Below are 22260 nucleotides of genomic sequence, written 5' to 3'. Positions count from 1 at the left end.
TGCAGGTGCAATTGCAGGTGTACTAAGAGCAAGTGGTAATGTAGAAATCCAAGTGATTGGAGCTGGTTCTTTAAATCAAGCGATTAAAGCAATTGCTATTGCAAGAGGTTTTGTAGCTCCTAGTGGCATTGACTTGGTTCTTGTTCCAGCGTTTCAGGAGGTTTCTATCAATAATCAAGAAAGAACAGCGATCAAATTAATTATAGGTCCTAGAAAAAATAGATCCTAATAGAGAGCGTTAGTATAAGAGAATTTTAAAAGGCCGATAGAAATCGGTCTTTTTCTTTTTTATTTATAATTAACCATTATTATTGTATTGTGTAACTCAAAATAGAAAGCCTTATAAAGTTAAGAATACCAAAGGGTTCAGCTATTGGATCAGTTACACAAAATATAAGATATGCATAACTCGTAGTAAATGTAAAATAAGAAAAGGGTCTACTTTTTTTCCTCTACAGCATATGTAATGTCTAAGTAAGCTTTGGGTGATTGAATTCAAACGGAAAGTTTATTAATTTAATAATTATAATATTTAAGTTTTTGGATTGAATAATGATACTTGTCTCAAAAATACAAAAGTCAATATAAAAGCACAGAACCATTTATTAACCCCTACATATAGTATCAGTGTATTGACAAGCAAGTACAAGCTGAATGTACTGACAAAATTAGTTCTCATGTTAGCTTGCTTTCATTACTAGCTGTATTGTTAGAACTTTTGGTAGTCTTATGAATTTTATTTTTGTGTCGAATGGAGGGAGATTTCTTGACTGAACAAAAAGGATATGGATATGGCTGCGGTGGTTATGGAGGATTTGCTTTACTAGTCGTGTTGTTTATTCTGCTTATTATTATTGGAGCAACTTGTTTTTATTAATTTGTGAAATTTATTTTTGTATAGAATGGAGGGAGATTTCTTGACTGAACAAAAAGGATATGGATATGGCTGCGGTGGTTATGGAGGATTTGCTTTACTAGTCGTGTTGTTTATTCTGCTTATTATTATCGGAGCAACTTGTTTTTATTAATTTGTGAAATTTATTTTTGTATAGAATGGAGGGAGACTTCTTGACTGAACAAAAAGGATATGGATATGGCTGCGGTGGTTATGGAGGATTTGCTTTACTAGTCGTGTTGTTTATTCTGCTTATTATTATCGGAGCAAGCTGTTTTTATTAATTTGTGAAATTTATTTTTATATAGAATGGAGGGAGATTTCTTGACTGAACAAAAAGGATATGGATATGGCTGCGGTGGTTATGGAGGATTTGCTTTACTAGTCGTATTATTCATTTTGCTTATCATTATTGGAGCAAGCTGTTTTTGGGGCGGATTTGGTGGTGGTTAAGTGAAATCTGTCTTACACCTTTAAAGTTAAATAATGGATTGCTTCACAAAATGTGAAGCAATCCTCAACTAATAATATGTTTAAGACAAGCCATACGTTTGTTGTGAAAGGAGAAAAAATGAAGTCTATCCCATATTTTCCAAAAAACTCTTCATGTCAGAGTTCATCTATTACAAAGACTAAGGAACTAAAAATAAAAAATTCATCTCAAAAAGAAATTTTAGAACAGCTAGCAAAAACCAATAAATACATTAACCTCCCACCAAATCAAGCTTCTAAACAAACAATGAGCAAAGTAAATAAAACGCAAGAACTAGTTCCTAAATCTAATGCCTCTTTCCCATTCCAAATTAATATTCCTTATTTCAATATACACATAGATTCGACAGAATTGCTCACTATCGCTAAATCTGTATTGGTAGAAACTTTATTAAGAAAATTTCAAGATCCAAAATTTTTAATGGATATTTTAAATAGTGAGGGTGGAAATAAGTTATTTAATTTAGCAGGTAATTTGTTCAATGATAGTAATAAAAAAACAGAAGAAAATAATGATGGGCAGTAATTTTACTCTATCTTATAAGTAATACTTAAATGATTCTATTTACAAAAACATCTTAAGTGACCTAATCTATCCACCTTCACCTTTTCCTTTAAACAAGTTGTAAAATATACACATTAGATATATCACTATATAGGTATTAATGTAGAAATTACAGGCAAAATAAAAAAGTTTGAACTGCAAAAAAATAAAAAGTTGGCAGAGTCTTGACCGCTTTTTGGCAGTAAATATGCCGGTTGTTTTGGAATTATCGTGTTATATTTGTATTGTGAGTAGTGGCGGAAAACATTACTCACAAAAATTCCTTTATAAAATAATTAAACGGCTCATATTAGCGGCGTATAAAATCCGTAACCAGCAGGTGGTACTGATTGAATGATACCGTTAATATAGAGGAGAGCTTTTGCTCTTCTCTCATTTACTTAATATAGATTGATAATATCAGGTGATAATTTTGAAGGGTTACTTATAGCACCAAGTGATGGTGCTTTTTATTTTGGAAGGAGAGAATAGCGATGGGTAAAGAACCATTTATTAAGTTATCAGAATTACAATCAATTAAAGGTGAACTTGGTGCAAAGCTAATATAGCAACGTGATGAAGACGGAGTAATCGGAATTGAATAAGCTATTACAGCTGGACAGATCTCATTGGTAGATCGTTTAATGATGGAAGCACAAAAGAGAAAACGTAAATAACATAAGTATCTATAATGGTGCTTTTTTCTTTGTTATATAGAAATTGCATGATAAACTAGTAACAATTTAATAAGACAGGCATATATTAATATTGACACAACGTATTCATTTATCATGATTGTATTGGAAGAGCACATTATAGTGCTCTTTTTTTATTGAACCTTTTGAGAAGGACAAGCATATATTGTAGTAATAGGGCAAGCTCAATCGCCTATTCACTCAATATTCACCCTTTTTATCACGTTGAGAGCATCCATTGAGTTGGATGCTCTTTTTATATTGAACAAAATGGGCATTTGAATAGGAAGGATGATGAATGATGGCTAAGAACAAACTTGCTATTAAAGTAGATGTTGATACACAAGAAGCATTAAAACAAATGAAGGAAGTAACGGAAGCTGCTAATGAATGTATGGCATCATTGGAGAAGTTAGAGAGAGTTATGAATAGATTTAAGGGTAAAAGTGAACCAATTAAATCATTTCCTAAGGTTGATATTGCATTATGCGGTGAAGTGAAAGCTTCAGATATCATACAACGTATTAGTGCTAGTGAAGATAGCATCCGTATTTTTTAGATCATGATTAAACCAATAGCAATTATCCTAGGCGCTACCGTGATCAGTTTAGCGTCTTATTTTATTTTGTGGAGGAAGTGATTGTATGAATTGGTTTAGTTACTTTCTTGGATGTGGAACAGGATTGATAGTTGGTTTGCTAATCATGATTCAATACCTCAAAGCAAAGGAAGTAAAGGAATTAGATTGACAAGGGGTGAGAGGATGGATTTCCTTATTGTGTGGTTTCTTGCGGGGACTATATTTGGATTGGCATTAATTGTGTTGATTGAGAGGTATATTGATAAGAGTTTTAAGAAGGAAAAAGAACAGCTTGAAGTGATTTGGAAATGGAATACAAGGAATGATATGAAGACGGATGGACATGTAATTTATAAATGTTTACTTTGTAAAAATGAACGAAAGTTAAAAGTCCATAAAAAAGATTATTGCGAAGTAAAGGTTTGTCCGAATTGCCTTGGGGTTTCTGTAGACATTTTTAAAATATCTAAGTACAAACAAGTTGGTGAGAAATAATGATGGATAAAGAACATCTTATTCAACTCATAAGAGAAGATAAGCTCATGAAGTTCTATAAGTCTAAAGAGTGGAGAGAGCTTAGATTAAAAGCTTTAAAGCGCGATAACTATGAATGTCAGATGTGTAAGTCAAAAGGTAAATACAAACCTGCTGAGAATGTACATCATCTGAAGGAAGTAAAGACGCATCCAGAATTATCATTAGACTTAGATAACCTACAATGCTTATGCATTCGTTGTCATAATGAAGTACATGATCGGTTAGATAAGATTGAAAAGAAGAAACCTAAGTTCATGAATGAGGAGCGATGGTAATATGGATAAGTCAGCGGTAATGACTATTATCGTTGTGGCTGCTAATGTAGCACAAGCTAAAGAATATTGGAAGATTCTAAAAGATAGATACCAAAAAGATAAAAAGCAACACGTTAGGTATATTAGTAACAAAGAATCAGCTTGGGATGGAATACCTTGGCGTAATTCGTTAATTATCTTTTGCGGTAACTATTGGAAGAATAAATTTTATAGTAGTGATTTGTGTAATATGTACCGAAGGGTTGGAATTCAAATTGTTTATGAAAGGCAATAGTTATGATAATTGTGGATGGTAGTTGGACATTCGATACTGACTTAATGATTCAATATGCTGATACTGATAAGGATGAACGTACTTCATATGAACGCGACATGCTCAATCAGTTTAGAAAGTATTCTTACTGGCGTTACTGTCAGATAAGAGACTGTGTTAATCCAAGGAAGTGCAAACGACTTAAATTTATTGATGTAAGAGAAAGATTGCAAGATAAAGAAAAATTAAAATTTACAACAGACATTCTAAAGATTTCTAGTGAAGAAGTCTTTTTTATTTTGGATTTTATTGAAACATATTTCGAATTAGTTTCCTAAACACCCCCCCGGGTCAAAAAATTTGGCTTTTTTCTGGGGAACCATTCAACGGGGAGGGGAGATTGGAAAAAATATTTTTTGCTATTTCGCGCACGATAGGGGGGAGGGGTGAAAATGGCCAAGGTTAGCAAGGAGAAACAAGATGAATTAATTCAAGAAGAAATAGATCGTTTGAATTCTATATTCGTTAATTTGCCTTCAAATAAAAAAGAAGTAGCAAAAGAATTAATAGAACGTGTTGCTTTTATGACAATACAGTTAGAAATCTTAGAAGATACGATAAAAGAAAAAGGGCCGACTTATATGTTTAAAAACGGTTCGCAAGAAATGCTCATTGAAAACCCCGCCCAAAAGTCCTATAACACTACAATGAATCGATATACGTCAGCGTATGATAAGTTATTCAATCTTGTGGAAAAATTAGAGCCTCCACAAACTGTGGAAGACGAAGACGATGTCTAGTACCACATACAAATATCATCCGTATATCGATGAATATATGAACATGGTGGAAAGCGGACAAATCAGAGCGTGCAAAGAGCAAAAATTATTAATGAAATATATTCGGAAAATACTAGATCGGGACGACATCTACTTCAACGCAAAAACAGCAGAAGAATCCGTTAATATTCCTGCTAAATATTTTCCGTTTGAATTGTTTCCCTGGCAAAAGTTTTTAAATGCATTGATGTATGGTGTGCGATTTAAAAAAGACGACCGTATTGTATTTGATGAAGTATTAATATTAATGGGGCGTGGTGGCGGGAAAACAGGTTATACGGCATATGATTCTTTTTATATGATGACTAGTCACCACGGAATAGATAACTATGATATTGATGTAGTTGCAACGAGTGAAGAACAAGCCAAAAGAACATTTACCGATGTATATAATGTACTTGAAACATCAGCTTTTACAGAGAAATTCAAAAAGAACTTCAAATGGACAATGGTTGAAATTCAACATAAGAAAACAAAATCTGTTTTGAAATATAACACTTCTAATTCTCGTACAAAAGATGGTAAACGTACTGGCTGTGTGATTTTCGATGAAGCACATGAATACGAAGATTACGATAATATCAACGTTTATACAAGTGGTCAAGGTAAAGTAAGAGGCTCACGCATCATCTACACCACAACAGATGGACATGTAAGAGGTGGCCCGCTTGATGATTTAAAAGAAACTGCAAAATTGATTTTATCTGGTGAAATTGAGGATATTCACTTTTTGCCGTTCATTTGTAAGTTAGATAGTGAAGATGAAGTCGATGATCCAGCAAACTGGGAGAAAGCAAATCCTTCTTTGCTATACAATGATGAACTGAAGATAAAAATGAAACGGGAATATCAAAAAATGCAACGTAACTCAAAGTTACGAGTCGAATTTATGACAAAGCGTATGAATATCCCGATTTCAAATATTTTAGAAACAGTTTGTACCTGGAAAGAATTAGAGAAAACAAATCAACCTATACCAGATTTAACTGGAGCTGAATGTATTGGTGCTGTGGACTTTGCACAAGTACGAGACTTCTGTGGAATGGGGCTATTATTCAAAAAAGATAATAAGCGATATTGGTTACACCATTCTTTTATTAATCAGATTGCATTGGATATCCAAGATATCAATATGGATGTTATCCGAGAAGCAGAAGCAAAAGGATTGTGTACGATTATCCGAACAGAAAAATCTATTAATCCACACCGGGTAAAAAACTGGTTTTTAGAAATGGCAAAGAAATATAGAATCAAAAAGATTTGTATGGACTCACACCGTGCAAGTGTGTTGGGACCAGTACTTGAGGAAGCAGGATTTGATGTTGAAATTGTTCGAAGAGGACATATTACACATTCTAAGTTGTCGCCACTCGTGGATGATTTATTTATCAATGAAAAATTAGTATTTGGTGATGATTTATTGATGCGTTGGTACGTGTGGAATTCATTCAAGGACAATAAAAACAATGGAAATATTGAATATGCGAAAATTGATCCAGAGAAGCGGAAGACCGATGGTTTTCACGCTTTTTTACATGCTCTTAATTTAGATAGTGAATTGAAAGAATCTAACGCTTTAACAAAGGATAATGTTAGAAAAATATTCAGATCATTTAATGTGTAAAGGAGGTGAGAATATGGGTTTAGTAGACTGGGTACGCGGTTTTTTTGGAAGTAACAGTACTCTTACTTTAGATTCATGTTGCTATGATTTAGGGATTGATTACTATTACAAACGATTAGCCGTGGAGAGTTGCATTGATATAATCGCAAATGCTCTGACCAGGTGTGAATTTCAAACGTTTGAAAAAGGTAAAGAGAAGCGTGGGGAAAATCATTATTTACTAAATGTACAACCGAACCAAAATCAAAATGCATCAGAATTTATGCATAGCCTGGTCAATCATTTAATTATGAATAACGAATGCGTAGTTATTATGCAAAATAAACAATTGTATATTGCTGATTCTTTTGATGTTAATGAATTCGCATTAAAAGAAAACATTTATAGAAATATTACAATTGGTGATTTCACTTTTGAAAAAGCTTTTAATGAATCAGAAGTGTTCCATTTCAAATTAAATGACCGCAATATTATGCACGTTATAGATGGAATGTATGCCAGCTTCGGTAAATTAATTTCATCTTCAATTGATTATTACAAAAGAAAGAATAACAAACGTTTATTAATCAAAGGTGACTTTTTAAGGGCGCAAGATACAGAAACGCAAGAAGCGATTAATGAGATGTTTGAAAGTCAATTACTGAACTGGTTTAACGCTGATAAAGTTGGTTCTGCTTTCCAATTGCAAGATGGTTATGTCATTGAAGATATGAGTGACAGTAAAAACGGTGTTGCAAACAATAGTACAAGCCGTGATATCAGCGACTTAGTTAATGACATATTTAGTTATGTAGCAACAGCCTTTCATGTGCCAATTGGTATTTTAAAAGGCGATGTGGCTGACATTGAAAAGCAAATGGATTCATTCCTGGCTTTCTGTATTAATCCGATTGCTGAATTGATTCAAGATGAATTTAATCGAAAGATGTATACAAAGAAAGAATATATGGATCGAACGTATTTAAAAATTGATACAACAAAAATAAAAGTTGTAGATATTACTAAAATGGCAACAGCTATGGACAAACTCTTTGCCATTGGCGGTTTATCCATTAACGATATATTAATTATTCTTGGTAGAGAACCACTTAAAGAGGAATGGGCAAATAAACGATTCGTTACAAAGAACTATCAAGAAGCTGATTCATTGAAAGGAGGTGAGGGAGATGAGACGTTATAAAAATGAAAAATACAGTCATTTGGCTAATGTTCAGCATTCATTTAAAGCAGAAGAAACAGAAGATACCTCCACAATTACGATTTACGGTTCTATCGGTGAATCCTGGTGGGGAGATTCTACTTCAGCCAAGGATATTGAAGATGCACTTAAGAATGTGAAATCTGATACTGTTACAATTCATTTAAATAGTGGTGGTGGTGATGTGTTTGATGGTATCGCTATTTACAATCAATTGAAGAACCATTCATCAAAAGTAGTTATTCATGTGGACGGATTAGCCGCTTCTGCAGCATCTTTAATTGCTATGGCAGCTGATGAGTTGATTATGAACACTGGCTCTATGCTAATGATTCATGAAGCTTCTACATGGGCTTGGGGTACAAAGTCAGACATTCAAAAAACTCTTAATGCACTCGAGGGAATCGATAAATCAATCGCTGATATCTACATGACTCGTTTTGAAGGGGAACGTTCTGAAATAGAAACAATGATCGAAAATGAGACATGGTTTACAGCAAGTGAAGCGGTTGAAATTGGACTAGCTGACAAAGTGAATGAAGCGAAGGAAGAAGAGGAAGAATTAGATCCAGAAGAATTTAAAAATAACTTCCTACAAAAATTCCGTAATAAAAAGAAACAAAGTGAACCAAGTGAACCGATTGTAGCAAGTACAAATCAAATAACAGGAATGATGATGAACTACTTGGATAATAGCAAGTAGTTTTTAATTTGGAAGGAGAATGAAAATGACGATTAAAAATTTAGATCGAGATAATAATAGTATGGTAGAAGTTGAAAATGAATTTAAAACAGCTATTGAAAATAACGATAATGAAGCGTACGCAGCTGCGATGACCAAAATGGCTAATGTCATTCAAATGAATATTTTGAATGAAGTAACACCATCGGTTAAAAGTGAAATTGCAAGTAACTTAAACAACCAAGCGGTGTTAAATTCTCGTGGGCTTCACGCTTTAACAAATGAAGAGCGTTCATATTACAATGAAGTAATTGCAAGCGGTGAAGCATTTGCAGGTGTTGAAAAATTAATTCCAGCTACTGTTATTGAACGTGTGTTTGAAGATTTAGTGAAGAACCGTCCATTACTTCAAGCAATTGATTTTGTGAATGTAACAGGTTTAACTGAATGGATTATGAAAAAAGGTGAGATTCCAGCAGCTTGGTGGGGTAAATTATGTGATGACATTAAACAAATCATGGATGAAGGATTCGAAAAAGTACAATTAAACCTATACAAATTAAGCGCATATATCCCTGTTTGTAAAGCTATGTTGGACTTGGGCCCAGAATGGTTAGATCGTTATGTTCGTACTGTTCTAATGGAATCTTTATATATCGCGCTTGAAAAAGCAGTTATCAGTGGTACTGGTAACGGTGAACCGATTGGAATGATGAAGGATTTAAATGGTGCGGTTGTCGGTGGTGTTTACCCAGACAAAACGGCTGTTACTTTAAAAGATTTAACTCCTAAGTCACTAGGAAAAGAAATCATGGCTCCACTTACAGATGGCGGAAAACGAAATGTATCTAATGTGATCATGGTTGTGAATCCAGTTGATTACTGGTCACGTGTTTTCCCTGCTATTACTTTCCAAAATGCAAATGGAGAATATGTGCAAAACACAGCTATTCCTATGCAATTTATCCAATCGACAGAAGTTCCTACTGGAAAAGCGGTTGCTGGAATGGCAAAAGATTACTTCTTAGGACTTGGTTCCACTCAAAAAATCGAATACTCTGATGAAGTGAAATTCATTGAAGATGAGCGCGTGTATATTGGTAAACAGTACGCAAACGGTCGTCCGAAAGATAATAAATCATTCCTTGTATTCGATGTTAGTACATTAGGTGACACAGTAACACCCTAATCCAACCCTTCTAAATGAAGGGATAAATTATTCATCTTTAACAAAGGTTGAACTTCAATCACAGTTAGATGAACAAGGGATTGCCTATAAATCGAGTGCAACGAAATCAGACCTGATCACTTTATTAGAGGGTGATGTGAATGGATAATCTTCTAAATGAGTTGAAAGACCATCTTAAAATTACATGGAATGATGAAGATGCACACTTAAATAAAATTCTTTCACGTGGAAAGGCGTATTTGGTTAATTTGACAAATGCGTCTTTTAATTATGATGTGGAGGAAGTACCAAAAGAATTACTGTTAGAACGTTGTCGATATGTATATAACAACGCTGCTGACGAATTTGAAAAGAATTATAAGAATGAATTATCCAAGTTAATTTTAAATGTAGCTTTGGGTAAAGTTGGTGTGATTAATGGCAATTAAGGATTATAGAGAAACATTTAATGATGGTTTCTTCCAATATGGCTATAAAAAAACCGAGCGTTCCGAAAATGGGAAGAGAATAGGAGAGGTCTTTCAACCAGAAGGAAGACTTGCCTATAAAGAAATGTCTATTCGTGATAGCGACTATCAAATAGTTGGCGTTTTAACAACTGGTCTAGATTATAAAGTAAAAACATTGTATCCACCTTCTTTTAAGAAAATTAACAAAAATAAACTTAAGGTATTGATTGATGGGATTGAATATGACGTGATTAAAGCTGATTCTGATTCCAATAAGCGATATCTTTTCTTTTATTTGCAACAGGTGGTGAAATCGCGTGAATGATAAATCAAAAGTATTGATGAAGGAACAAAAGAAAGGGATTAAAACGGGACTGGAAACATATTTCAATCTGTTAGTTGTGGAAGACGAACTAGCAGAAGATGAAGAATCGTTATTACAACAAGATAAATACAACTGCTTCATAATTGAATATGGTGAATTCGAGCCCTCCACAAATGACCGATCTGTTTCTCAAAATGTATATATCAATTATTTATCTGAAAATCAAGATAACCTAGATGAACAAACAATCGATATTATTTCACTTGTTAGTAAGGTGAAAATGGTATCTTTTACAGCTTCTAGAAATGATCGTCTTCAAGTGAAAGATACAGATAGATATATTGATAGAGTAGTTTTTACATTTAAGAGGGTGATACCAATTGAGTGTATTTAATCTTGAATTTGAACAGTTGCAAAGGCTTGAAGAGAAAATGATGCGGTTACCAAACAAAATGGAGCCGACTATAAATAATATTCTTCATACAGATGGTATTCGTATTGCAACAGAAGAAATTACAAAACTTATTCCGGTTTCTAGGTCTAAGTGGAGTGTTCGTAATAAAACCCATGCTAAAAATAGCAATTGGTCAAAAAGCGAAAAGTTAAACTTAGGTTTTAGAGTTATTTCACGTGGCGGATCAGCCAATAAAAAAGGTAGTTTTGGATACCTTGTGTTCCCGAACGAAGGTAGAGGTTCACATAATCCACTAGAACAACGATTCGCTGAACGTGGAATACAAAATGCAACACCAAAAATTTTAGAGAAGCTACACGAAGGTGTAGACAAAGTATTAAGGGAGGAAATATAAATGGCTGTTACAGCAATTGAAGAGTTTGATTCCGTATCCATTAAAAATGCGAGTGTTCAATTTAAAAAAGGTGGCACACAACAACCTGGTACAAAGTTTGGTTGTGTGGGAAGTATTGAAGGTGAACCAGAAGTAGCTGAAATGAAAAAACTATGTGGTGCTGTTACGTTGAAAAAGAAAACAAAAACAACACAAATTAACATTACAGTTTCCGCACACATTCCAGTACAAGTAGCGCGTGATTATTTCGGATTTGAAACAGCTGGATTGAAGCCTGGAATTTGGTCATATGGTACTGAATCTAAAGGTACTGACTTTGTATTCACTGCTGATGTTGTGGATGAATTCGAAGATATCGTTAAATTAATCGCATTCCCAAATTGTGCAAACGCTACTGGATTTAAGTTTGCTATTGCGAATGGTGAAGAAGAATTAGCAATGTTAGAATTGGAATTCACTGCTTTACCGGATGAAAAAAATAAATTCTATTATGAAGCGTTCGTTTCTGAATTAGAAGATGCAACAGTTGCGACTAAATGGCATACACAATTTAATACTGCCCTAGTAGAAGCAACAGTTACAGCTTAAGTCCCGTTTTATACGGGGCTTTTTTTCGATAGATTTAATAAAAAATAAATTTAAGTGGGGATATAGTATATGAAAATCCAAAAAGTTACATTAAAAGATATTGAATTCGTAAAGGTAGATGGCGAGTACGAGCAACGTTTTGTGAATGAACAAGAGTATCCAGCATTCTTAACAAATTATGCATTAAAAAAAGGAAAAGAAGAAGGATTAATTGAGAGCTCAATCATTAGTGATTTATTAAAATTCCAGGCATTAGAAGGAATTGATAAAGGAAATAGTTCTGATTTATCTGCATTTGAAAAGATCGATCAAACTAGCATTCAAAGAATTATTTACCTGGCATTTAAGGGCGCGAATCCAAAAACTGACTTATCATTCGATGAATTTTTAAGAAAATATCATGACTCGTTAGCGGAATCAATGGAATTATACGCAAAGCTCGTTGTTGATGTAATCAGCCAGGATCCAAATAAATTTGCTGCTGAATTTCAGAAAAACACAAGCACTGGAAGTAAAGGCGAAAAAAAGTAAAGGCTCCAAAGATTAATCTTGAATGTGTGGAGGATAAATACGTTTTATATTGTCTAGTCTCTAGAATTGATTCAGAGACTTTTTGGCATGAACCAATAGCTTCTGTTGAGCGCATTTATGAAGGGATATCAGCATTTAAATCTTGGAGTAACAATCCAAAGTAAAGGCAGGTGAGAAAATGGCACGAAATAATTCGGAAATTGAAGTTACCTTTAGAGCGCAAGATAAAGAATTTAATGCCGCAATAAGAGGGATGAATCAAGAGTCAAAGAAACTTCGTCAAGAAATGAAATTACAACAAGAACAAATGAAGTTGACGTCAACGGATTCGGAAAAGTTACAAGCAAAATTACAAAACTTATCTCAACAATATGCAGTAGCAAAAAGGGCTACACAAACAACTGCTGAACATCTTCAACGAGCAAAACAGTTATACGGTGAAAATTCAACTGTAGTTGCAAAATTAGAAGCGAAATTAAGAAGCCAACAAATTACAGAGCAACAACTTGCAAACAGCATAAAACAAACTTCTGATAGCTTAAAACAAGCAAGAGAAGCTGAAAGTGAACGTACAAGTGAGTCTGCAAAGGCTATACAAAAGTTAAAAGAGTTAAAAGGAGCAGAGGAAGAATTAAAAGCTTCTTCTTCAAAACTAGCAGCACAGTATGAATTACAAAGAGCGCAGCTTGGTGAAAATGCTTCTGAAACTGACAAACTTCGTTTAAAAATCAGTAATTTAAGTGAACAACATACACTTGCAACAAGTAAAATTCAAAATTACCAGCAACAATTAGATCGAGCTAAGCAAAGTTATGGTGAAAATTCGGCTGAAGTACAGAAGTACGAAACCAAATTATTGCAAGCAATGACTGCTGAACAAAAATTAAAAAATCAAATCGATGCAACTAATAGAAGTTTACAAGAACAAGAAAATGAAAGTAGAAGAGTAGCTAGTACAACCCAACAATTAGAGACTCTTTTTCGAGCGACTGGTACAAGTGTAGATCATTTTGCTAATGCATTAGGGAGTAATCTTACAAACGCTATTCGGCAAGGTACAGCATCTTCTAGACAATTAGAACAAGCTATTGAGTTAATTGGTCGTGAAGCATTAGGAACAGAAACAGATATAGAAAGATTACAACGTTCTTTACGATCTATTGATGATGGTAACTCTATTGAGAATGTTCGAAATGAATTAAGACAACTCTCACGAGAAGCAGAACGCGCTAGCCAAAGTTTCAGGGAATTAGATATTGATTTAGAAAACATGTTAGGTGGAATGGTTGCTGCTGGTGGGATATCTGGAGCTATTGAACAAGCACTTGATACTTCTAAATTAAAAACAAAAATAGATGTGGTTTTTGAGGTTCCAGAGTCATCGAAACGATCTGTAGAAGAGACTGTCAGAAGTATAGAAGCATATGGCGTTGATGTGGAAGAAGCATTAGAAGGCACACGGCGACAATGGGCATTAAATAAAAATGCTTCTGATGAAGTTAATGCTTCTATTGTAAAAGGCGCGGCTGTTGTTGCAAATTCCTATGCAGGAGTAGATTTTGCAGAGTTAATTCAAGAAACAAACGAAGTTGCTGCTGGGATAGGTGTATCAAACGAACAAGCTATTGCTTTAATGAATTCTCTATTAAAAGCAGGATTTCCACCTGAACAATTAGACACGGTTTCAGAGTATGGAATGCAGATGAAAAACGCTGGATTCAATGCCAAAGAAATACAATCTATTTTTGAGCAAGGGATAAATACAAAGAGCTGGAACCTGGATAATCTCAATGATGGGGTAAAGGAAGGCAGAATTAACATGGCGGCTTTTGGACAAGAAGTTCCAAAGGCTCTTTCTGATTTATTAGTAGGTACAGAAATGTCCACTGAAAAAATGCAAGAATGGGGAAAAGCGGTTGCTGAAGGTGGCGAAGGCGGTTCAAAAGCGATGGCTGAAGTCGCTACGTGGATTGATGGAATTAAGGATAAATCATTACAAAATGCTCTTGCAACAGAAATCTTTAAAACAAAGTGGGAAGATCAAGGCAAGAATATGCTTGCCGTATATAAAGGTTTAGCTAACGTACAGGACAAAAGTAAGCAAAATCAAGATCAATTGAATGATGCTATAAAAAAGATGGACGCTTCACCTGCAGTTCAATTACAAAAAGCGATGGCAGATTTAAAAATGGCTCTTGAACCAGTATTAGCCGTAATAGCCAAGGTTGTGGCTGCATTTGCTACATGGGTTTCAGCACATCCAGCATTAGCGGCAGCTTTAACAACAATCGTTACTGCTCTTGGTATCCTTGTTGGAGCCTGTATGGCGTTAGCCCCAGTATTTATAACCTTATCCAGTGTTGCTGGTATGTTTGGTTTAAGTATTGGGGCTGTTGCTGGTCTAGTTGGAATCGTGGTAGGAATAGTTATAGCCGCTACTGCAGCGATTGCTGGTCTTGTCGTTGGAATTAAACACTTGTGGCAAAATAACGAAGGATTTAAGAATAGCATTACTTCTGTAGTGAGTAGTATTCAAAGTTTTTCTACAGCATTAGTCGCATTGGGGAAGTATTTATTTTGGACTGCAGCAGATGGTGATTATCTAAATGACTGGATTACCCATTTGCCAGAAGGTTTTCAAAATGCAGCTCAAAAAATAGGTGAAGCTACAGCTAAGATTAGAGAAGTAATTGTTGGACTTTTTAATGCAGTTAAGTTGGCTTTTCAAGGTGATTTTAGTCAAATTGGCGAGATTTTCAAAACAATTGGTCCATCAATAGCGGCTGCAATTATCGGTGGGCTACCGGGAGTAATTATTTCAGTTTCTAGGTTTCTACCAGCGATTGCAGAATATCTAAATGCAAATTCAGGGATTATCCTTGAAACCATTACAAATATTTTCACGAATATAGCTAATTTCATTACAACGGTACTACCACAGTTTCTTCAAACTGGATCGCAAATTATTTCAAATCTTGTGAATGGATTAGTCTTAGCACTCCCAATAATTCTGGAAGCAATGGTTAATGTAATAAACACTATTTCACAATCAATTGCTACTTATCTGCCTTTACTTGTTCAAACTGGAATGCAAATTATCCAAACTTTAATTTCTGGTATCGTTTTAGTGTTACCTACAATTATCCAAACAGGATTACAGTTAATTATGACTTTAATAAACGGAATTATGCAGATGATTCCACAGTTGATACCAATTGCTGTAACGATTATTCAAACAATAATAAATGGCATTATGTCATTTTTACCTCAGCTAATTCAAATGGGGATAAATTTATTAGTTTCATTGATTACAGGTATTACGCAAGCTTTACCTATGATTGCCCTAGCAATTATTACTGTTATAACCACATTAATAAATGCAATTACAGCCAATCTCCCTCAAATTGTGGAAACTGGTGTTAAAGTACTAACAAGTTTAATAGACGGTATTATTAAGATTTTGCCACAATTGATAGATTTAGCGGTTAATTTGATAACAAAAATAGCTGATACAATCTTAAAAAATTTACCGAAAATCATTGAATCAGGTGTTAAAATTCTGATGGCATTAATTGATGGGATTATTAAGATATTGCCACAGTTAATTAATGCAGCTTTAACACTTATAGCTAAAATCGCAGAAACGTTAATTGCAAACTTGCCGAAAATTATTGAAGCAGGTGTAAAGATTTTAATGGCATTAATTGCAGGGATTGTAAAAATCCTACCAGAGTTAGTTGCAGCAGCTTTAAAGCTTATCACCACTTTAGTAGGTGAGCTGATTAGAAATTTACCGCAAATCCTTGAAGCTGGCGTTCAATTAATCTGGTCTTTAATCAAAGGCATTATCAGTATGGCAGGACAACTCGGTTCAACGATTTTAACTGATATCGTACCTAAGATACTTAATACCCTTAAAGATATTGACTTATGGCAGATTGGTAAGGATATTATTTCCGGACTCATAAAAGGTATTGGCTCAATGGCAAGCGCAGTGTGGGACAAAGTGACAGAAATCGCAGGCGGCATTAAAGACACCATTACAGATGCACTAAATATCCACTCTCCATCACGCTGGATGCGTGATATGGTCGGTAAAAATATTGGTAAAGGTCTTGTCATTGGTATGGATAGTATGAAGGGATCGATTCAAAAAGCAGCTGAAAATATATCAGAATGGGCAAAGCCAGATATACAAGATTTTGATATGTATAATAAGAAGCAACAAGAATCCATTTCTTCTAATCTTTCATCAGTAGCCGCAAGATCAGTACAGTCTATACAAAAGGTTGAGAATGGACCAACCACAGTTAATTTTTATAACACTGTAAGAAATGAACGTGATATTGATAATATGTTTGAAAAAGCTGATGATTGGTTTGCGCAAAGAGGAAAAACTTTAAACTTAGGAGTAGGGAGGAACTAACATTGCTGGATGTAAGGATAGATGAATTTTTAGCTAGTGATTTTCAACTGTCAATGGTAGAGCGTCCCAAAATTCCAACAGCTAAAAGAAAAGTTGAGCATATAGAAGTACCAGGAAGGCATGGTTCACTAACAAAGAAAGGGGCGTATGAAGACGTCCCTTTTACAATTAAATTTAACTTGCTGGAAGATGAAAATATAAAACCTTTAATTCGTCGTATGAAATCGTGGCTTTTGAATGGAAAAATACTTCATTTCAACGATGATATTGTTTATCGGAAGATTAAAAATGTAGAGATAGACGATATAGAAAATGATATTGAAGAATACGGTTATTTTGAGGTGAAATTCACATTGGATCCTTTCGAATATGCAGAAGATGAAAGCATTACAATTTATGAACAAGGATTAATATATAACCCCGGTACATTCGAATCAGAACCAAAAATGTGGATTGTTGCGAAAGGTACAGTCAATATAACTATAAATGATATTACTTTCCAACTTAAAGATATTGAAAGTTCTGTAGTAGTTGATTCTGAAATTTTAGAAGCGTATATAGGTACAGTACCTATGAATAATAAAATGGTTGGTGATTTCCCAATATTTAATGTTGGGAGCAATAGAATATCTTGGTCAGGTACAGTCCAATCAATAACAATTAGACCTAGGTGGAGATATGTATGATTACCTTATATAAACCAAATGAAACAGATTTTACTCATAATGGTCTTGGTGTATTAGATGCAAAAATTTACGATGCAGAAGTTGAAGAAATACTAAACGGTTTATATTCATTAAGTTTTTCTTATCCATTGTTTGCTTCTCATGGATTAGAAATTGAAGGAATGTGCATTGTAAAAGCTCCAACTCCTGATGGTAATCAATTATTTAGAATTGCTACACCAACAATTAGTATGGGTGAAATAAGAGTACAGTGTTATCATGTTTTCTATGATTTAACGGAAAATTTAATTGAAGATATATTTATTCAGGCTACAAATGGAAATGCAGCAATGAGTCGTCTGTCCGCAGGATGCCAATACAAGCATCCTTTTACTTTTTATTCAGACATACCAAGCATTGCAAACGCGCGTATTGTAAGGAAAAATCCAGTCGAAGCGATTTTAGATAATAGTCAGGATAACTCTTTTATAAACCGTTGGGGCGGTGAATTAAAACGAGATAACTTTGATGTGAAAATGCTCAAGAATCGCGGAATGGATAGAGGAGTTACCATTCAACATAAGAAAGATTTACTTGGATATGAGGGAAATGTGGATTGGAAAAGTCCTGTTACTCGTATCATGCCTAAAGGATTTGATGGCTTATTGCTACCAGAGAAATATGTGGACAGTCCTAATATAAATAAATATCCTCAACCTAAAATTAGAGTTGTGGAATTTAATCATATAAAAGCAGCAGTTGGTCAAAATGCTAAAGATGATGATGCTATTCCACTTGAAGAAGCTTATAAACGGATGCGTGCAGAAGCTAAGGAAATGTATGACATTCAGCATGTGGATCAACCAAAAGCAACATATAAAGTTGAATTTCAAGAGCTATCTCAGACTGAAGAATATAAAAACTATGCAGTATTACAACGAGTGTGGATGGGTGACACAGTTACTGTCAAACACATTGAAGATGGGATTCATATTCAAGCTAAAGTTATATCGTATAAGTATGATCCGATAAAAAAAGAATACAAGAGTATCACAATAGGAAATTATAAAAAATCGTTTACTGATATAGCTGGTAAAGTGGATCAAATGGAAAATGAAATATCAAACATGCCAAATGATATTTTAAATGCAGCAAAAGAGCATGCAACAAATCTTATTAATAGTGGTTTTGGTGGTCATGTTCGAATTCATCCAGATAGAATTTTAATTATGGATACAAAAGATGAAATGACTGCTTCAAGGGTTTGGCAATGGAATATTAATGGTTTTGGCTATTCTTCCACAGGGATTAATGGACCGTATTCAACGGCCATAACTATGGATGGGCGAATTGTCGCTGATTTCATTACTGCTGGAACAATGAACGGGAATTTAATTAAAGGTGGAGAAATAAGTGGTGCTACTTTAAGAACATCTGATAGTACAAACTATGTGCATCTAACAAAGCAATTTATACGTCTCTATGAATCAAATGAAGTACGGGCTTTTCTAGGGTATTACTATAACCGATATGGCGTATTACAACCAACTTTCATTTTAGGCGGTAATGCTGATGCTGATACTGATAATGTATTAATGCTAGAACTCACTGACGCAGCAGATGGGAAGAAGACAGCTAGTTTAGGATTAATGCGAGGTTATTCTGATTATCCTACAGTTTATTATGCATCAGCCTTGCATTTGAACCAAGAAGGAGACGCATCAATATATGCAGAAGACACCGTTAGTTTGAATGCTAAAACTTTCAATATGTATCTGAATTCTGGCAATGACATGCAAATAAAATCCCAGAATAACATTGACCTTAATTCCATGAATGGAAATATGTATTTTAAATGTGCTCAAGATTTTTATTTTTCAAAGGGAGCGAAACGAATATTAAGTCTTGGACTTTCACCAGCTGGAGAAACAGATCTTGTGTTTCAAAGTATTTTATTACGAAATTCAAGTACAACTGACAGTACTTATCTACAAGTGAGGAGCGGACTAGGGACTTATTGGAATGGAGTCATGGCTTCTGATTTTAAAGTTTCTTCTCAGAAAAAATACAAGACGAACATTCGTAATATACAATTTAGCTCGTTAGAGAAAGTAATGGATTGGGATATTAAACAATACAACCTTAAAACAGACATGGAAGAACTTTATGAAATGCGTATGAATCGAAAAGAAGGAGATCCGATTCTAACAACAAATGATATCCCAACACATTATGGGCTTGTAATTCCAAATGAAGCAGAAGAAACAGGTGTAAGTGTATATTCTATGGTTTCGCAATTAACAAAAGCATTTCAAGAGTATGTAACAAAAACAGATGCTAGAATCAAAGAATTAGAGCCGATACAACCTAAAGGGAACATTAGACATAGAAATAAACCAAAACGCATCAGAAAACCATCTAGACGTCTTAGAAAAGGGGTGTGATAAAGTGAAGACGCAAACACTAACAATAGATATAGCAAACCCTCATTTTACAAAGGTTATTACTTCAAGAATTAATGATAAAAACGGTCTGAAATTAACTGTACTTTTAAAAGATGGTGGTTATCCATGCAATTTATCTGGATATACGATTAAATACGAAGCTGGTAGCAATTTAGGTAGCTTTATTCGTGATGATTGCAAAATTATAGATGCTTCGAATGGTGTTTTTGAATATATCTTTTCAGCAGCAGCCGTTTCCGCTAGTGTCTGGGTGGCTTATTTTGCCTTTGAAAAAGGTGAAGAAAGATTTACTACACAAGATATAAAAGTCGTGTTAAGTCGTGATGTAAAACAAGGGAACATCAATATAGATAACTATATTTCTGATTTTGAAAAAGCATTAGAGAGTGTTGCCGGGTATCGAAAAGAAATTGATGATACAAATAAAAAAATTGTGGAAGCACAGAACAAAGTTGCAGAGTTAACAACCTTAATTAATGATAAGGGTGTTCAAATACCAAAAATCACAACCGATAAAGGTGCAGCAACTATTTCTGTTAGTGAAACATCAAAGAATATTTTGGATGAAATTGCGAATAAGGGAGTTGGGATGAATACAATCTACTGTTCTGGTACCGTTCAGAATGGGAATATACCTAGCAAAATGAGTTGGAGAGGTATTTCATTTTTAAATGCCCCTCAGTTCGGGTTTGTAATTGCAAAGGATTATAAAGGAGCCTTCTTTACAAATTACTACAACGGTACTTATGGATGGACTGGTTGGGAAGAACATGCGAATATGAAAGATGTCGCTAAGGTTGCAACAGACTTAGTAAAAGTTACAACGGATTTAACAAATGCACAGAATGCTATTAATAAAATAAATACAGATATTAGTAGTATGACAGATCCACTTTTCCAATTAAATAAAGTAAATGTTATTGCTAAAATACCATTTTGGCAAATGATTGAAGGTTCTAAATGTTGGTTACAAGGTTTAAATATCAAAGACGAGACAGGCGAAATTTTCGCTAACTATCAAGATTACGGTACTATAGCTCGTATCGATAAATTCGATTACACCGGAAAACCACTAGCGACAAGAAGATATACAATAGAACCAAATAGTTATACAGAATCATTGCCTTACTTCGAAACTGATAGCGGTACTGGTAAACAAACTAATTTCATTGTAAGAACCAAAGCAGATTCGTCTTATCGTATCCTTAATTTCGAAACAGGCACAATAACTAGTTCTTATATGCTAAAAGGTAGAAGAACGTTAGGAGTAAGGGACGGGGAGCAATTTTACACGTATGAAGAAGATAGTTCTGGTAGAATCGTAAAAATGTATATTTACAAATGGAGTGACATCACAAAAGGGACACCAGGTACTCCAATCGAAAAAGACATACAAACAACCAAAGACCCGTTCGAAAAAACTCAAGGTATCGCCGTTAATAGTGGTTATACGTTTTTGATGCAAGGCGCTGAAAACACGCGACCAGGATTAAGCGTTATTGATAGCCTTGGACAACTTAAAGATGCGGTAAGGTATACAAAGTCATCATTAAGAACAGCAATTAGAAAGAAGTTCCCTAACGATATACCAGACGTAAATGCATGGGTATACGAAACCGAAGGTGGTTGTACTTATAAAGGAAAACTTATAACTGTTCATTGTACAACTGATGATTCATATTTAGTTATGCATAATGTGGCAACTGGTACTGATTTAGAAGTTGAAATAACTAACGTGATTCCGATGGGGGCGAGTAGCGAAAAGTCGGTCAGCGTTTTTTGGACTAATGTTAAAAATAGTTATTCGGCTGGCGATTACAGAACGTTAAAACACGCCACAAAACCTAATTACACGCAAGGTGATAACCCGGCAACGTTCGACGGTACTAGTTACACTATAAACGAAACTGGAATGTATACAATAGAAGCATTTATGGAAGGTACGATTGCTTGGGATAAGGGTCAGATAATTCTATACCTTCATTTTCCAGCCGGAGACGTTTCACCAATTGCTTCAACTAGAAATGGATTCCCTGGTATGACTGGTCGTGTTGGCGGTGTTTATACGTGGTACTTTACTAAAGGTCAAAAAATAAAGGTTTCTGTATGGCACGATGACAACACCGCGTTCGTAGCAAATGAAACTAGAGTGGCAATAAAAAGAATCTAACAAGTTTAAGCGTGCAAAAGCAGGCTTTT

27 protein-coding genes are annotated in these 22260 nt (G+C 34.5%); all 27 read left to right on the top strand.

All coding sequences use genetic code 11. The annotated features are described in order from the left end of the window. Positions 1-229 (top strand): stage V sporulation protein S (locus HRG09_RS17025; RefSeq protein ID WP_174102082.1); only part of this gene is annotated, 229 nt, incomplete at its 5' end. A 537-nt stretch (positions 230-766) separates the two neighbouring features. Next, positions 767-877 (top strand): YjcZ family sporulation protein, encoded by a 111-nt coding sequence (locus HRG09_RS17020; RefSeq protein WP_254610109.1) that lies wholly within the window; start codon positions 767-769, stop codon positions 875-877. A 40-nt stretch (positions 878-917) separates the two neighbouring features. After that, positions 918-1028 (top strand): YjcZ family sporulation protein, encoded by a 111-nt coding sequence (locus tag HRG09_RS17015; RefSeq protein ID WP_254610109.1) that lies wholly within the window; start codon positions 918-920, stop codon positions 1026-1028. A 40-nt stretch (positions 1029-1068) separates the two neighbouring features. Beyond that, the gene (locus tag HRG09_RS17010) at positions 1069-1179 is read left to right on the top strand and encodes a YjcZ family sporulation protein (protein ID WP_254610108.1); all 111 of its coding nucleotides are present in this window, start codon (positions 1069-1071) and stop codon (positions 1177-1179) included. A 40-nt stretch (positions 1180-1219) separates the two neighbouring features. Continuing rightward, entirely contained in the window at positions 1220-1348 is a 129-nt protein-coding gene (locus HRG09_RS17005) for a YjcZ family sporulation protein (RefSeq protein ID WP_254610107.1), read from the top strand. Positions 1349-1466: 118 nt separating this feature from the next. Then, positions 1467-1913, top strand: coding sequence for a hypothetical protein (locus HRG09_RS17000; protein ID WP_174102080.1), 447 nt, complete (start codon positions 1467-1469; stop codon positions 1911-1913). A gap of 1014 nt (positions 1914-2927) precedes the next feature. Next, positions 2928-3185 (top strand): hypothetical protein, encoded by a 258-nt coding sequence (locus HRG09_RS16995; RefSeq protein WP_174102079.1) that lies wholly within the window; start codon positions 2928-2930, stop codon positions 3183-3185. Between the two features lie 204 nt (positions 3186-3389). Continuing rightward, positions 3390-3701 carry a hypothetical protein gene (locus HRG09_RS16990; protein WP_174102078.1) on the top strand — a complete coding sequence of 104 codons (312 nt, stop codon included), beginning with the start codon at positions 3390-3392 and terminating at the stop codon, positions 3699-3701. Positions 3702-3703: 2 nt separating this feature from the next. Beyond that, positions 3704-4018: an HNH endonuclease gene (locus HRG09_RS16985; RefSeq protein WP_174102089.1), complete on the top strand. Its 315-nt coding sequence runs from the start codon at positions 3704-3706 to the stop codon at positions 4016-4018. A gap of 1 nt (position 4019) precedes the next feature. Further along, positions 4020-4292, top strand: coding sequence for a hypothetical protein (locus HRG09_RS16980; protein ID WP_174102077.1), 273 nt, complete (start codon positions 4020-4022; stop codon positions 4290-4292). A 2-nt stretch (positions 4293-4294) separates the two neighbouring features. Continuing rightward, on the top strand, positions 4295-4609 hold the full coding sequence (locus HRG09_RS16975) for a hypothetical protein (protein WP_174102076.1): 315 nt from the start codon (positions 4295-4297) through the stop codon (positions 4607-4609). Positions 4610-4723: 114 nt separating this feature from the next. Further along, positions 4724-5071: a hypothetical protein gene (locus tag HRG09_RS16970; protein WP_174102075.1), complete on the top strand. Its 348-nt coding sequence runs from the start codon at positions 4724-4726 to the stop codon at positions 5069-5071. Continuing rightward, positions 5064-6734, top strand: coding sequence for a terminase TerL endonuclease subunit (locus HRG09_RS16965; RefSeq protein WP_254610106.1), 1671 nt, complete (start codon positions 5064-5066; stop codon positions 6732-6734). Before HRG09_RS16970 ends, HRG09_RS16965 begins: the two co-directional genes overlap by 8 nt. 13 nt (positions 6735-6747) lie before the next feature. Further along, positions 6748-7914 carry a phage portal protein gene (locus HRG09_RS16960; protein WP_174102074.1) on the top strand — a complete coding sequence of 389 codons (1167 nt, stop codon included), beginning with the start codon at positions 6748-6750 and terminating at the stop codon, positions 7912-7914. Next, positions 7901-8635, top strand: coding sequence for a head maturation protease, ClpP-related (locus HRG09_RS16955; protein ID WP_174102073.1), 735 nt, complete (start codon positions 7901-7903; stop codon positions 8633-8635). Before HRG09_RS16960 ends, HRG09_RS16955 begins: the two co-directional genes overlap by 14 nt. Positions 8636-8660: 25 nt before the next feature. After that, positions 8661-9803 carry a phage major capsid protein gene (locus HRG09_RS16950; RefSeq protein WP_174102072.1) on the top strand — a complete coding sequence of 381 codons (1143 nt, stop codon included), beginning with the start codon at positions 8661-8663 and terminating at the stop codon, positions 9801-9803. 22 nt (positions 9804-9825) lie between these two features. Continuing rightward, the gene (locus tag HRG09_RS29695) at positions 9826-9951 is read left to right on the top strand and encodes a hypothetical protein (RefSeq protein ID WP_174102087.1); all 126 of its coding nucleotides are present in this window, start codon (positions 9826-9828) and stop codon (positions 9949-9951) included. Then, a complete protein-coding gene (locus HRG09_RS16940) occupies positions 9944-10231 on the top strand; it encodes a phage head-tail connector protein (protein ID WP_174102071.1) in 288 nt (95 codons plus the stop codon). The genes HRG09_RS29695 and HRG09_RS16940 overlap by 8 nt, the downstream gene beginning before the upstream one ends. Beyond that, positions 10221-10577: a phage head closure protein gene (locus tag HRG09_RS16935; RefSeq protein ID WP_174102070.1), complete on the top strand. Its 357-nt coding sequence runs from the start codon at positions 10221-10223 to the stop codon at positions 10575-10577. The genes HRG09_RS16940 and HRG09_RS16935 overlap by 11 nt, the downstream gene beginning before the upstream one ends. Next, the gene (locus HRG09_RS16930; protein WP_309232213.1) at positions 10570-10971 is read left to right on the top strand and encodes a hypothetical protein; all 402 of its coding nucleotides are present in this window, start codon (positions 10570-10572) and stop codon (positions 10969-10971) included. The genes HRG09_RS16935 and HRG09_RS16930 overlap by 8 nt, the downstream gene beginning before the upstream one ends. Then, complete coding sequence (locus HRG09_RS16925; protein WP_254610105.1) at positions 10958-11386, top strand: hypothetical protein; 429 nt, start codon at positions 10958-10960, stop codon at positions 11384-11386. The genes HRG09_RS16930 and HRG09_RS16925 overlap by 14 nt, the downstream gene beginning before the upstream one ends. After that, the gene (locus HRG09_RS16920; RefSeq protein ID WP_174102069.1) at positions 11387-11974 is read left to right on the top strand and encodes a phage tail protein; all 588 of its coding nucleotides are present in this window, start codon (positions 11387-11389) and stop codon (positions 11972-11974) included. 69 nt (positions 11975-12043) lie between these two features. Beyond that, a complete protein-coding gene (locus tag HRG09_RS16915; RefSeq protein ID WP_174102068.1) occupies positions 12044-12505 on the top strand; it encodes a hypothetical protein in 462 nt (153 codons plus the stop codon). Positions 12506-12683: 178 nt separating this feature from the next. Continuing rightward, positions 12684-16931, top strand: coding sequence for a hypothetical protein (locus HRG09_RS16910; protein ID WP_174102067.1), 4248 nt, complete (start codon positions 12684-12686; stop codon positions 16929-16931). A 2-nt stretch (positions 16932-16933) separates the two neighbouring features. After that, positions 16934-17617 carry a distal tail protein Dit gene (locus HRG09_RS16905; RefSeq protein WP_174102066.1) on the top strand — a complete coding sequence of 228 codons (684 nt, stop codon included), beginning with the start codon at positions 16934-16936 and terminating at the stop codon, positions 17615-17617. Further along, positions 17614-20040 carry a phage tail spike protein gene (locus tag HRG09_RS16900; RefSeq protein WP_174102065.1) on the top strand — a complete coding sequence of 809 codons (2427 nt, stop codon included), beginning with the start codon at positions 17614-17616 and terminating at the stop codon, positions 20038-20040. The genes HRG09_RS16905 and HRG09_RS16900 overlap by 4 nt, the downstream gene beginning before the upstream one ends. Positions 20041-20044: 4 nt before the next feature. Beyond that, positions 20045-22231 (top strand): BppU family phage baseplate upper protein, encoded by a 2187-nt coding sequence (locus HRG09_RS29005; protein WP_309232211.1) that lies wholly within the window; start codon positions 20045-20047, stop codon positions 22229-22231. Positions 22232-22260: the final 29 nt, after the last annotated feature.

The organism is Bacillus sp. Xin1 (assembly GCF_013314535.1).
Taxonomy (GTDB): domain Bacteria; phylum Bacillota; class Bacilli; order Bacillales; family Bacillaceae_G; genus Bacillus_A.
The sequence above is the reverse complement of the archived record's forward strand: the minus strand, read 5'-3'. Positions and strand labels throughout refer to the sequence as shown.

What these genes read in the sequence shown, in the direction of transcription:
- HRG09_RS16910 (WP_174102067.1), top strand. Translation starts at nt 12,684, where the DNA reads ATGGCACGAAATAATTCGGAAATTGAAGTTACCTTTAGAGCGCAAGAT.
- HRG09_RS16995 (WP_174102079.1), top strand. Translation starts at nt 2,928, where the DNA reads ATGGCTAAGAACAAACTTGCTATTAAAGTAGATGTTGATACACAAGAA.
- HRG09_RS16990 (WP_174102078.1), top strand. Translation starts at nt 3,390, where the DNA reads ATGGATTTCCTTATTGTGTGGTTTCTTGCGGGGACTATATTTGGATTG.
- HRG09_RS16955 (WP_174102073.1), top strand. Translation starts at nt 7,901, where the DNA reads ATGAGACGTTATAAAAATGAAAAATACAGTCATTTGGCTAATGTTCAG.
- HRG09_RS17000 (WP_174102080.1), top strand. Translation starts at nt 1,467, where the DNA reads ATGAAGTCTATCCCATATTTTCCAAAAAACTCTTCATGTCAGAGTTCA.
- HRG09_RS16975 (WP_174102076.1), top strand. Translation starts at nt 4,295, where the DNA reads ATGATAATTGTGGATGGTAGTTGGACATTCGATACTGACTTAATGATT.
- HRG09_RS16985 (WP_174102089.1), top strand. Translation starts at nt 3,704, where the DNA reads ATGGATAAAGAACATCTTATTCAACTCATAAGAGAAGATAAGCTCATG.
- HRG09_RS16980 (WP_174102077.1), top strand. Translation starts at nt 4,020, where the DNA reads ATGGATAAGTCAGCGGTAATGACTATTATCGTTGTGGCTGCTAATGTA.
- HRG09_RS16950 (WP_174102072.1), top strand. Translation starts at nt 8,661, where the DNA reads ATGACGATTAAAAATTTAGATCGAGATAATAATAGTATGGTAGAAGTT.
- HRG09_RS16970 (WP_174102075.1), top strand. Translation starts at nt 4,724, where the DNA reads ATGGCCAAGGTTAGCAAGGAGAAACAAGATGAATTAATTCAAGAAGAA.
- HRG09_RS16935 (WP_174102070.1), top strand. Translation starts at nt 10,221, where the DNA reads ATGGCAATTAAGGATTATAGAGAAACATTTAATGATGGTTTCTTCCAA.
- HRG09_RS16960 (WP_174102074.1), top strand. Translation starts at nt 6,748, where the DNA reads ATGGGTTTAGTAGACTGGGTACGCGGTTTTTTTGGAAGTAACAGTACT.
- HRG09_RS16940 (WP_174102071.1), top strand. Translation starts at nt 9,944, where the DNA reads ATGGATAATCTTCTAAATGAGTTGAAAGACCATCTTAAAATTACATGG.
- HRG09_RS16965 (WP_254610106.1), top strand. Translation starts at nt 5,064, where the DNA reads ATGTCTAGTACCACATACAAATATCATCCGTATATCGATGAATATATG.
- HRG09_RS16920 (WP_174102069.1), top strand. Translation starts at nt 11,387, where the DNA reads ATGGCTGTTACAGCAATTGAAGAGTTTGATTCCGTATCCATTAAAAAT.
- HRG09_RS16900 (WP_174102065.1), top strand. Translation starts at nt 17,614, where the DNA reads ATGATTACCTTATATAAACCAAATGAAACAGATTTTACTCATAATGGT.
- HRG09_RS16915 (WP_174102068.1), top strand. Translation starts at nt 12,044, where the DNA reads ATGAAAATCCAAAAAGTTACATTAAAAGATATTGAATTCGTAAAGGTA.